The sequence below is a fragment of the Trinickia soli genome (genome assembly GCF_002879855.1).
Lineage (GTDB): Bacteria > Pseudomonadota > Gammaproteobacteria > Burkholderiales > Burkholderiaceae > Trinickia > Trinickia soli.
Map to the genome: position 1 here is coordinate 79,601 of NZ_PNYB01000008.1, position 11,684 is coordinate 91,284.

12 protein-coding genes are annotated in these 11,684 nt (G+C 62.8%); 8 read left to right on the forward strand and 4 right to left on the reverse strand.

Features of this window, described 5'->3' with window-relative positions; genetic code table 11:
- Positions 1-93: 93 nt before the first annotated feature.
- Positions 94-651, reverse strand: a complete 558-nt coding sequence (locus C0Z19_RS11315) for a lipocalin family protein (RefSeq protein ID WP_102609919.1) — start codon at positions 649-651, stop codon at positions 94-96.
- A gap of 202 nt (positions 652-853) precedes the next feature.
- Between C0Z19_RS11315 and C0Z19_RS29160 the strand changes: the two genes are divergently transcribed.
- Positions 854-1,021 (forward strand): DUF2256 domain-containing protein, encoded by a 168-nt coding sequence (locus tag C0Z19_RS29160; protein ID WP_102609920.1) that lies wholly within the window; start codon positions 854-856, stop codon positions 1,019-1,021.
- Positions 1,022-1,053: 32 nt separating this feature from the next.
- On the opposite strand, the gene C0Z19_RS11325 is transcribed toward C0Z19_RS29160, so the two are convergent.
- Entirely contained in the window at positions 1,054-2,073 is a 1,020-nt protein-coding gene (locus C0Z19_RS11325; RefSeq protein WP_102609921.1) for a MerR family transcriptional regulator, read from the reverse strand.
- A gap of 281 nt (positions 2,074-2,354) precedes the next feature.
- Between C0Z19_RS11325 and C0Z19_RS11330 the strand changes: the two genes are divergently transcribed.
- From C0Z19_RS11330 to C0Z19_RS11360, 7 genes are all read left to right on the forward strand, one after another.
- Entirely contained in the window at positions 2,355-3,857 is a 1,503-nt protein-coding gene (locus tag C0Z19_RS11330) for a cryptochrome/photolyase family protein (RefSeq protein WP_102609922.1), read from the forward strand.
- 84 nt (positions 3,858-3,941) lie between these two features.
- Positions 3,942-4,439, forward strand: coding sequence for a hypothetical protein (locus C0Z19_RS28460; RefSeq protein WP_199180772.1), 498 nt, complete (start codon positions 3,942-3,944; stop codon positions 4,437-4,439).
- Positions 4,436-5,710 carry a ferredoxin reductase family protein gene (locus tag C0Z19_RS11340; RefSeq protein ID WP_102609923.1) on the forward strand — a complete coding sequence of 425 codons (1,275 nt, stop codon included), beginning with the start codon at positions 4,436-4,438 and terminating at the stop codon, positions 5,708-5,710. Before C0Z19_RS28460 ends, C0Z19_RS11340 begins: the two co-directional genes overlap by 4 nt.
- A gap of 2 nt (positions 5,711-5,712) precedes the next feature.
- The gene (locus tag C0Z19_RS11345; protein WP_233196097.1) at positions 5,713-6,078 is read left to right on the forward strand and encodes a cytochrome b5 domain-containing protein; all 366 of its coding nucleotides are present in this window, start codon (positions 5,713-5,715) and stop codon (positions 6,076-6,078) included.
- A complete protein-coding gene (locus C0Z19_RS11350; RefSeq protein ID WP_102609924.1) occupies positions 6,075-6,587 on the forward strand; it encodes a DUF2127 domain-containing protein in 513 nt (170 codons plus the stop codon). The genes C0Z19_RS11345 and C0Z19_RS11350 overlap by 4 nt, the downstream gene beginning before the upstream one ends.
- A gap of 61 nt (positions 6,588-6,648) precedes the next feature.
- Positions 6,649-7,026, forward strand: coding sequence for a cytochrome b562 (locus C0Z19_RS11355; protein WP_175083944.1), 378 nt, complete (start codon positions 6,649-6,651; stop codon positions 7,024-7,026).
- Between the two features lie 34 nt (positions 7,027-7,060).
- A complete protein-coding gene (locus C0Z19_RS11360) occupies positions 7,061-7,618 on the forward strand; it encodes a cytochrome b (RefSeq protein ID WP_102609925.1) in 558 nt (185 codons plus the stop codon).
- An 89-nt stretch (positions 7,619-7,707) separates the two neighbouring features.
- Here the strand turns inward: C0Z19_RS11360 and C0Z19_RS11365 are convergent, their stop codons facing one another.
- Positions 7,708-8,811: an AI-2E family transporter gene (locus C0Z19_RS11365; protein WP_102609926.1), complete on the reverse strand. Its 1,104-nt coding sequence runs from the start codon at positions 8,809-8,811 to the stop codon at positions 7,708-7,710.
- The gene (locus C0Z19_RS11370) at positions 8,808-11,507 is read right to left on the reverse strand and encodes a cation-translocating P-type ATPase (protein ID WP_102609927.1); all 2,700 of its coding nucleotides are present in this window, start codon (positions 11,505-11,507) and stop codon (positions 8,808-8,810) included. The genes C0Z19_RS11365 and C0Z19_RS11370 overlap by 4 nt, the downstream gene beginning before the upstream one ends.
- Positions 11,508-11,684 lie beyond the last annotated feature (177 nt).

An 11,684-nucleotide genomic window follows, 5' to 3' on the forward strand; every position in this document is an offset into this window, starting at 1 on the left:
GGATCACCGCGACGTCCGTCGAAAAGTGGCTTGTCGCCTATGGATGGAATGACGGCGCGCAATGGGGCGCCTGGTGGAGTCGATGCGCCTGTCTCACTGGGCTGTGCGCCGCAACATGGACACGTCGTAGCCCAACCCCTGCACACGCTGATAGAGCGCCTGCGCTTCTGACGGCGCTGGTCGCGCCACACGCGTCAATACCCACAGAAAGCGGCCTGAAGGCTCACCCACGATCGACCATGAGTAATCGTCGGCATGGTCGAGCACCCAGTAGTTGCCCACGAAGAAGGGGCCAAAGAACGACACCTTCAACTTCGCTCCGCGCGTGCCCGCCACGACCTTCGCACGCCCGTCCGAGACGCGCTCGCGCCCGTCTGCGCGACAACTATTGCGGACGGAGATGAGCCCATCATCGCGTACCGCGTATTCGGCGGTGACTGCATCGCACCCGCGCTCGAAGCGGTTTTCATAGCGAGCGAATTCGAACCACTTGCCGGTGTAACGCGCCAGGTCAACGGGCTTGGCCGGCTCGGGAACGCTCGCATTACCCACCTTCCCGCCAGCGAAATACGTGCAGCTGCACAAGAAGACACACGCGGCAAGGGCGGCGCAGGCGAACAACGACGCACGACCCGGTTTTGGTAAATGCATAGGACCCTCCCAACGAACGTTGCGCTGGCGAGCGCGCTTTGAGTTTGACTCGAAATACCGTTTCATGCAACATTGTCACAGAACAATATAACGCTACGCCCTACAAGGAATCATAGACGACGCCGGTCATGCCCGAGCAGCCCTGGATGTGATCACGGAGAGGCGCTGGCCGGCCCGTCTCTGCGGAAGTGGATGACGTCAAATGAATGAGTCGAGAGGGCACAAAGGCAACAAGCGGGCACTGCTCTGCAAAATTTGCGCCGCATGCGGGCGCACGATGACATGGCGCCGTGCATGGGCCAAAAGCTGGGCCGAAGTCCGCTATTGTTCCGACCGATGCCGGCGCCGCAGATTGCAGATGCGACGATAGCGCTCAATCTCTTGCTCGTATTCGATGCGCATTTACTCGCGGCCCTGCGCGTCAACCACGCGTTCCAGCGCGGCTTCCAACATCGCTCTGGCGCGATTTGCCACATCGCCCAAATGCCGATGCAGCACGGCATCGTCGACCGATCGCGACATGCAGTCATTGCTGTAGCGCTCGAACGCATCGAGACGCGTGATCAGCTCGCCCAGGTGTTGCGGACACTCGCACTGAACGATCGCCGATTGCAACATCAGGCGCTCCAACTCCTCGTCGCCAAAGCGGCGCGGTACGCGAACGCCAATCGCTTCGGTGCCGAGCACCTCGATACCGGCCCCGCCCGCCTGCAGATCGGCCGCAAGCTGCCGGCTTTCCACGGCAGTGAGCGGCGCCCGGTACAGCCGCACGCCCGCCAACCGCAGCGTCTCGGTGGGCGCGGCATTGCCGTAGGCATAGGAAACCGCCGCAATGCGTGCATGCAAACGCCCCCGCATTTCGAGCACTTGCGCGGCAACATCGTGTGTCAGCGCAAGCACGTCGACCACCAGAGCATCGACCTGCTCGCCCTTGTCGGCGGCGATCCCCGCTTCGCCGAGATTGGCCAGCTTGACCAAATCGACGTGGTTGGCTTGCCCCGTCTGGGCAAGCGAGAGCGCGAGCCGTCGCTGCACTCCCGAACCCACGACCGCGATCCGTGCAACGCGCTCGGCCCCGCCGTCCTTCGCTCGCGATTCCGAAGCGATGATTTCCGGGCGAGCCTGAAACAGCGACTCCAACTGCTCGCGCGGCAAGCGCGCGATCGAGCCGATCGAGTGCCCCTGCCTGACCAGCGCCTTAAGCAGGACCAGGCGGCGCACGTCTTCTTCCGAATACAACCGCTGGCCCGCCTCGCTCTTCAGGGGACTGATGACGTCGTAGCGACGCTCCCACATGCGCAGCGTGGTGGGCGGCATTTTCGCGCGCCGCGCGGCCTCGCCACTGCGATAGCGGTGCTCATCGCTCGCGCGCCCTTCCGTAGCTTTTGCCTCGACTGCCGGCGCGGCGGCTTTCTTTTTCATGCGCTTTCTCTCGACTATGGATTCGATGCGGAACACGAAACGCCGATGTGTCGCTTTTCCGATTCACCAAAAGCTCAATCCTACTATAGCGTCGGCCGCCCGGCACCCGCTTTCGCTCGGTTAAAGCCGCACCCCGGTGCGACAAAGAGCCCGTTGCGCCTGCTCAGCATGGCAATGCGTCGAAGGACCGTACGCCAATCTCGCTTCATCCTCGTATCGCCAAGGCGGTTTCGCCACAAAACCTTGTACACTTGCGTTTCATTGCTGACCAATCAAAGGCTATGACAGAACGCCGACAGCCACAACTGCGCCGACCGATCATCGTTTGGTTCCGCGACGACCAGCGGCTGGCCGACAATCCCGCCCTTTCGCACGCGGTGTCCAGCGGATGCCCAGTGGTGTGCGTCTACGTGTACGATGCCGAACCGCGGCATGGCCGATCCCTCGGCGCCGCCGCGCGCTGGTGGCTCCATGAGTCGTTGCGCGAACTCGATAGAGCACTGCGATCGCTGGGCGGCAGCCTCGTGTTGCTCAGCGGCGCGGAACGGGAAACGATCGAGGCGTTCGCCTCGGCTGTCGAGGCCGTCGAGGTCTGCTGGAACCGTCGCTATAGCGCCGCGCAACGGCAGACCGATGCGTCAATCAAGTCGGCGCTCGAAGCCAAGGGCGTCTTGGTCTCGACCTTCAACGGACACCTACTGCGCGAGCCGTGGAAAGTCACTACGCGAGAAGGCCAGCCGTTCCAGGTGTTCGGCGCGTACTGGCGTGCGGCACGCCTGGGCTTTTCTCCCGAGCCGCCCCAACCTGCCCCCGACGGTCTGCCGTTCTATTCGCTGCCTGAGCGCGCACGCACATTGGCCGTCGACCTCATCGACCTCAAACTACAGCCTCATGCACCGGACTGGGCGGCCGGGTTGCGAGAAACATGGACGTGCGGGGAAAACGGCGCACAGCAGCAGCTGCAGCACTTTCTAGCTCACGTGCTGGACGGCTACGCGGCGAGTCGCGACGCGCCGGCGCATGACGGAACGAGCAAGCTGTCGCCCTACCTTCGCTTCGGCAATATCTCGGTGCGGCAGATCTGGTACGCCGCACTCGCGACCGCGCAGTCGGAGTCGATCCCGGGCGAACACCTTCACCGGTTCCAGGACGAACTGGGATGGCGCGAGTTTTCGTATCATCTGCTCTTTCATTTTCCGCCGCTGCACGAAGTGAACTTCAGACGGCAATTCGACGCGATGCCGTGGCGCCACGATGCGCAAGCCCTGCGGGCATGGCAGCGCGGCAAGACCGGGTACCCCGTCGTCGACGCCGGGATGCGGGAGTTGTGGCGAACCGGCTGGATGCATAACCGGGCACGCATGGTGGTCGCGTCGTTTCTGATCAAGCATCTGCTGATCGACTGGCGCGAAGGCGAGTCCTGGTTTTGGGACACGTTGGTCGACGCCGACGAGGCCAACAATCCGGCAGGCTGGCAATGGGTTGCGGGCAGCGGCGCCGATGCGGCGCCATACTTTCGAATTTTCAATCCGGTATTGCAAGGGCAGAAATTCGATGCGCGGGGGGACTACGTGCGGCGCTGGGTGCCCGAGCTTAGCCGGTTGCCGGACGTATCGATACACGCGCCGTGGCTCGCCGCGCCCGCCCAGCTCGAAGCCGCCTCCGTTCGATTGGGCGAGACCTATCCGTTCCCCGTTGTCGATCATCCGCAGGCGCGCATGCGTGCGCTCGCGGCCTTCGATGCGTTGCGCGGCGGTGCCGCCCTTGAACGCGGCGATCGCTGAAAGGGCGCCGCGCGCGAGAAGCGACCGGCCGCCGCGCAGCTTTCACGATTGGCTCTTTGCCGAGTTGGAGAAATAACAGGCACGTTGGCGTCGATCGCGCGCGGCAAATCCGCTACCGGCGCCAGCCAGCCATCGACGAGCATCGATGCTGATTTCGATCAACGTAGCGCTGCGATCGACGCGTTAACCTGCAAGTCCAGCCGCGCCGCGACACCCTCCGAAATCGCAGGCAGCAAGGGGCGAATCCGGCAGCCCATAGCGTCCTCCAGCCATCGCATGAACCAGCGCCTCGCTGCCCGCATCCTGATCGCCCTATTTCTTGTCGCTCCGTTTTCCAACGCGGCGGCAGGACCGTGGTATGCCGCCTCTCCTAACACCTATGGCTGGCGATTCATGACCCCGGAAGAACGAGAGGAGCATCAGCGGCGCATGCGCAGCTTCACCTCGTATGAGGAATGCAAGGCCTATCAAGCCGAGCATCACGCTCTGATGGCCGAGCGGGCGCGCAAAGCGCGCGCGTTGCTTAAACCTCATGCGGACTCCGGTTGCGAGCAGTTGCGCGCACAAGGCCGATTGCAATGAGTCCGCACTCGATTGAACGCTGGCAACGGCGCTTGACGATCCCGGCGATTGCGGTGGCCTCGTCCCTATTGCTCGCATGGTGGGCGTTTCCCGTCGGCGTGCAGCCGTGGCGCAGTATCGGCATCGTCAGCGCCTGGACCGGCACCGGAATGCTCACGATCGCCACGGTCCTCATGGTGCGCGAGCCGCATCTTACCGGCGCGCTGGGTGGACTCGAACTCTGCTATCGCTGGCATCATCGCGCCGGTGTCCTCGCCTACCTCGCGCTGCTCGTGCATCCGCTCGCCCTTGCGATCGACGGCTGGAAGGAATCGCCCCGCGTGGCGTGGCAGTCGCTTGCTCCGTGGCTGCAGGCGTGGCCGGTCTGGCTTGGCTGGTGCGCGCTTGCTCTCCTGATGATCGGGCTGACTGCCACCTTCGCCTCGCAGTTGCCCTACCGTCGCTGGCGCGGCCTCCACGCGTTGCTCGGAGTCGGCGTTCTGCTCGCCTTCTCTCACGTGGGAGCGCTGCTCGGCGAGCCTGCGCCGTCGCTCGGCATCCTGATCCTCGGTATGTTTGCCCTGGCCTGGCGCATCATGGGAAGCGATCTCGGCCTCGCCGCCGCGCCCTATCGAGTGACTGCAGTGACAAATCCTGCTGCGGGGACGATCGAAGCGGCAGTCTCCCCGTGTGCCGCCGCACTCGCCGTTGCACCGGGTCAGTTCGTGCTGGCGGCATTTGGCCACGGCAAGCATTTCCGGGGCTGCGGTGAGTACCACCCGTTCACGGTGAGCCGCATCGAAGCGGAGCACCGTCTGCGGCTCACGATCAAGGCGCTCGGCCGGTGCTCGCAGAACCTGCAAGCGCTGGAGCCCGGCGTCCTGGTGCATCTGCAGGGGCCGTTCGGCAGCTTCCTTGCGGATACTGCCGATGGTCCCGAGCTTTGGATTGCGGGCGGTATCGGAATCACTCCGTTTATGGCCTCGCTGCGCGCGCAGCCCCGCATGCAGCCGACCACGCTGATCTACCTCTACCGATCAGCCGGCGATGCGGCTTTCCTCGACGAACTCGCCATGCTCGCGGAGATCGATTCGAACTTCGACCTGATAGCGCAAGCCACCGGCAATCACCCGCCAAACGTCGAACCGCTGATGGCGAAGGTGACACGCCTGACCGAGCGTCGGGTTTACCTTTGCGGACCGCCGGCGATGGTCGACACGCTGGTTCCTCGGCTGGTCGAGCTGGGTGTATCGCCTGGATCCATTCACTACGAGCGATTCGACTTCCGCTGATCATGCGTACACTCTTCATTCTGTCGACGGCAGTGTTCTGGCTCGCCGTCGGGGCGTTTTGGGCCGCCAACGTCTGGCTTCCCGATAAAGCGGCCGGTCCCGATGCAGTAGCGGCGGATAAAATGTGGACGCTCGTTGAAGTCGCTCGACACAACCAAGCGGCGGATTGCTGGATGGCAATCGATGGCGCCGTGTATGACCTCACCGCCTACCTGCCGCAACACCCGTCCAATCCCGCAATCATCCTGCCTTGGTGCGGCAAGGAGGCGACCGAGGCATACCATACGAAGACCAAGGGTCGACCGCACTCCTCCCATGCCGATCAGTTGCTATCGACGTTTCATATCGGGAGGCTTATCCGACCGTGAATCGCGTAAGCACGTTGCTCGGCGAAAAAAGAATACATCTTGCATTCAAGCTCAGCTTATGGTGCAAGGGTGCCTTCGCGCTATTAGAGATAGTAGCCGGCGTAGCCACCTGGTTCGTGCCGCCGCAGCTTTTGCTGACGCTTGTCCTTTGGGTCACCAAGAAGGAATTCGTCGAAGATCCGCAAGATCTCGTCGCGAACTTCCTCCTGCATACTGCCCAGGATCTTTCAGTCGGCACCGAAACGTTTGCCGCGATCTACCTGCTTGTGCATGGCCTGATAAAACTGTGGTTGATCGCCGGCCTGCTGCGAGAAAAGCTGTGGTATTACCCCGCCGCAATGTCGATCTTCGGCTTGTTTATCGCCTATCAGCTTTATCGATACACGTTTGCGCACTCGGTCTCGCTGCTACTCATCACGGCATTGGACATCGTCGTCACCGCGCTTACGTGGCACGAGTACCGATATATCAGGAAAGAACGGAGCGAAGCGCCTCACGCAGCGCCTTAAGCTCCCGTTAAGCCTCGCTGGATTAGTCTTGCGGCATCCATCTTCCACTCAATGATTGCCGATGTCCAAGCTTCCACCCCGGATGTATCTCCAGGCGCTACTTCTATGCGCGCAACTCGTCATCGGCGTGCAGACGACATACGCTGGCGAGATCAAGGTCGTCATGAAAGATATGAAACGCGCACTGCAAGGCGCAATGGCCAGTACCACGATGCCGGAGCTGAGCCGCTACGTGGCGCGGCTGGAAAGCGATGTCGATCATGCGAGTCGTCAGGCCTACCGTGACGATCAGGCGACCTACGACGAAGGCATGCAAAAACTGAAGCAGCAACTCGCTGTCGTCGACGAAGCCATTCGCGCCAACGACATGAACGAGGCCAAGCAGGATCTGCGCAAGATAAACGTCACAAGAAAGCACTACCACGATCTGCTGAACTAGACGATCGGTCCCTTACCCTTTGGAGTACCGCCCGATGAGGCACAAACCCCGCTATCCGCTTTCGATCAGCCTGCTTCACTGGCTGCTCGCCGTCGCGCTGATCGGCAATCTGGTCATCGGATGGCTGCTGGATGATCACGAGGAACTGATCGCACTGCACAAGTCGATCGGCATCGCCATTCTCGGCCTCGCATTGATCCGCATCGCGAATCGGCTGCGCATGCGACGCCGCTTGCCGCCTTCGATCAACGTGGCCGGATCGCCAAGCTACTTCGCGGAGAAAGCCGTCCATTACCTGCTCCTCGTTCTCATGCTCGCCATTCCTATGCTTGGCTGGCTGAAGACGAATGCGGCAGGCCACGTCGCCAGTTGCTTCGGCGTGTTCTCCCTCCCGACACTCGTGCCAAAAAGCCACGAGCTGTCACAGCTGTTTGGCGAACTTCATGCGTTGACCGCATATGGACTGGCGACGTTGATGGGCCTGCATGTACTGGCCGCCGTTGCTCATTGGCTGATGAACTCGGAGAACGTGCTGCCGCGAATCAGCCCGTTGCCTGGCCGCCTGCGGCCGAAGGTATCAACGCGCAATTGACGCCGTGCGCGTGGGGAGGAAGTCGGGTTCGAAAAAACACCGTCGCGGGCCGACGGCACATGCCTCGCCTTTCTCATGCCGATCAATTGCTATTGACGCTTCGTATCGGAAGGCGTGTCCGACCGCCCTCCGATTGCGCCGAGCGATTCATCATTGATCAGGTCGGCCTGCCATTCACGCCAAACCGCAAGCAGCGTGGCAATGACAAAAGGCCCGATGAAAATGCCCACGAAGCCAAATGCCAGTACCCCGCCCAGAATACCGAACACCACGAGCAAGAACGGCACGCGTCCCGTGCTGCTGATCACGAGCGGACGAATGAGGTTGTCGATCCAACTCACCACGAGTGCCCCCCATAGCAACAAGCCGATCCCCGCCCATGTGTCGCCGTTGATGATCAAAACGATGCCGGCTGGCGCCCATACCAGCGGCGTGCCGAATGGCAGCAGCGCAGCCAGCGCGGTCAACGTCGCGAGTAGCAACGGCGCACCCACACCCGCCGCCCAATAACCGATTCCCGCGAGCACGCCTTGAGCCGCCGCCGTGAGTACGATGCCGCGCACGACCGAGTGACAGACCGCGCCGATCGCGGCAAGGTAAAGGTCCAGCCGCTTGCCGAGGTAAGGCCACAGCGAGCGCCGGACCTGTTCAAGCAACGTCCGACCATCTCGATAGGCAAAGAAGAGCGTCAGCAAAGCAAAACCGAACTTCACGGCGTTGCGCCCGAGACTGCCCGCGAGTTGGGCGGCTTCGCCAATCCAGCGATTGCCCCACTGCGAGAACTGCGCGCGCCATGCGGAAGGTTCGCGCGCGATATCGTCGAATACGGTCTGCAGCCCCGCACCGAGCCACGGAATCGAGCGGACCGAACGCGGCAATACATGGTCTCCATCGGCCATCCACGCCGCCAATTGCCGCCCGAACGCCATCGTCTCTTTCGTCAGCGGCATCGTCAACAACAACACGGGAACCACGAGCCCAAGCATGACCAGCAACGTCATCAGCAATGCTGCAAGCGATCGCCTGTTGCGCGTGACGGCAATCAAACGCTCATAGGCAGGCCACGTCATATACGCAATGATGAAGGCCCACGTAATCGGAATCAGGAAAGGTCGCAGCACTACGATGCCGAGCGCAATGAGGCCGGCGAGAAGCAATGCATGTACTGCGCGCGTGCCGAATAATGTCGTCATGCTCCCCCCGATTCTCCCCCGCGCTCCGTCTCGCCTGCGAGGCGATCACGTCCCGGGCGATCAGACCGGGTGCGACGAAAGAAAAGTTTCTCGACCTCGATGAGCGAGAACACGATAACGGACGCTGCCAGCGAAAGCGCAAGTTCGGGCCCGCTGAGCGCAGTCGTCCGAAGCGCCGCACTCAAGCCTGGAACGTAGAGAGCCGCCATTTGCAGTGCGGCCGTGAGCGCGACCGCGGCGAGCATTGGCGCGTTCGATTTCAATCCCTGCGCGAACAGCGAAGTGCGCTCGGAACGGATCGCGAGCGCGTGGCCCAACTGAGAAAACGCCAGCACCGTGAACGTCATCGTCTGCCATGCGGCGTAGCCGCTGTGGAGCCCCCACGCTTGCACGCCGAGCGTGACGGCCGCCATGGCGACGCCACCCCAAAGAATCTGCCGCCACATGCCACCTGTGAAAAGGCCCTCGTTGGGCGGGCGCGCACGCTCCTGCATGAGCGTCGGTTCGGCGGGCTCGGCAGCAAACGCGAGCCCGGGCAACCCGTCCGTCAGCAGATTGATCCACAAAATGTGGATCGGCAACAGCGGCATCGGCAGCCCCAGCAATGGCGACGCCGCCACCACCCAAAGCTCCGCCGAATTGCAGGTCAGCACATACCGGATGAACTTTCGGACATTGGCGAAGATGCGTCGGCCTTCTTCGACCGCGGCCACTATCGTGGTGAAGTCGTCATCGAGAAGCACGAGGCTCGCTGCCTCACGCGCGACATCCGTACCCGCGCGCCCCATCGCGACACCGATGTCGGCGCGGGCAAGCGCCGGTGCGTCGTTGACGCCGTCCCCTGTCATCGCGACATATTGGCCCCGCGCCTGTATTGCCTCCACGATTCGAATCTTCTGCGCCGGGTCCAAGCGCGCGAACACCCTCACGTGCTCGATACGCCTCGCAAGCTCGTCATCGGCAAGTGCGGCAAGCTCACGTCCGGTCATGATCGTATCGCCTTCGTCGAGCATGCCGAGCGAACGCGCGATCGCCCGCGCCGTCATCGGATGGTCGCCCGTAATCATCACCAGCGTAATGCCCGCCGCGCGACACGTCGTCACTGCCGCCGACACACCGGGCCGCAGTGGATCGAGCATGCCGACGAATCCGATCAGCGTAAGCTCGCGCTCCACGGTATCCGGCGTAGCGCCCGTTGCCGGTAGCGCGGGCCATGCGCGCCGCGCAAGCGCGAGCACTCGCAGACCATCGGCTGCCATGGCACCTGCCATGGCAAGCAGCGCGCCCTGGTCGAGCGGCCCATGGCGGTCGTCGACGTTATCGCCATCCGCGCGCGCAGTGGATAGGCAACGCTCAACGATGGCCTCCGGTGCGCCCTTCGTATACGCGACGAAGCCGCTTCCGGCCCGGTGTATCGTCGTCATCCGCTTGCGGTCCGAATCGAATGCGAACTCCATGCAGCGCGGCATCGACCGTTCGAGCTTTCGCCTGTCGAGCCCCGCGTCAGCCGCCATACGCCATAACGCAACTTCGGTCGGATCACCCGCAATCCCGCCCCGCTCGTCGTATGCCGCATCGTTGCTCAATGCAGCCGCTTCGAGCAATTGCGCGGTCACGCCTTCGTGGGCGGCCGACTCCACGTCCACCCGGTTTTCTCCGCTCGGACAGATCTGCGTCACACGCATTTCGTTGCGTGTCAAAGTTCCGGTCTTGTCGGTGCAAATCCAGCTCACCGACCCGAGTGTCTCGACCGCGGGCAACCTGCGCACCAGCGCGTTGCGCCGCGCCATGTTGCGGGCTCCCAGCGCACGCATGATGGTCACGACCGCAGGCAGCGCTTCGGGAATCGCAGCCACCGCGAGGCTCGCGGCCGTGAGCAGCATCTGCGTCACCGCTTCGCCACGCAGCACACCCGCAGCAAAGATCACTGCGCATACCACGACGACCAGCACCGCCAGTTGACGCCCGAACACGGCCAAGCGCTTTTGCAGCGGCGTCGATGCAGGCGGCGCTTGCTCGAGCAGTGCCGCGATGCGCCCGAGTTGCGTGTTCATGCCCGTCGTTACCACGATGCCGCGTGCGCGTCCGTAGGTGATCATGGTGCCCTTGAACACCATGTTGATCTGGTCGGCAATCGGCAGCGCCGCATCGTCGAGGGGCGCGACGTTCTTTTCGATCGGAAAGGCTTCGCCTGTCAGCGCCGCTTCGCTCACCTTCAGTTGCGGTGCTTCGATCAGACGAATATCGGCCGGCGCCACGCAACCGGCCTCCAACAATACGAGATCACCGGGAACCATCGACGCAGCGGGGATCGTCGAGCGACGGCCATCGCGCACGACCGTCGCCTGGGGTGCGCCGAGCCGCTTGAGTTCGGCCATCGCGCGGTTGGCGCGAAAGTCCTGAATGAAACCGATGGCTGCATTGAGCGCCACAATGGCGACAATGACCAAGGTATCCTCTACGTCGCCCAATACGCCTGAGAGCACCGCCACTGAAATGAGGACAAGAATGGCGAAGTCGCGGAATTGGGCAAGGAACATCGCGATGACACTTCGCCCCTTCGCTTCGACAATCTCATTGGGCCCGTACCGTGCAAGCCGACGCGCCGCCTCCTCGCCGCAAAGCCCATTCGCGGCGTCCGACACCAGGCGCTGCGTCACGGCGTCAGCGCTCAGGGTGTGCCAGGTTTCCATCATGTGATGTTCATCCGCACGGGCATCGGGCCGCGGAGAGTTCTACCCATGGTGTCACCTTAGGCAGGTTCGAGAGCGTCCCGGAGCCGATCGTCGACCGACGCGCGCGTGGCTGATTGCGACTCCCCGCTCCGGCGTTGCACTAACACTACGCCCAACGCGTGCGGACGCGTTGATGCA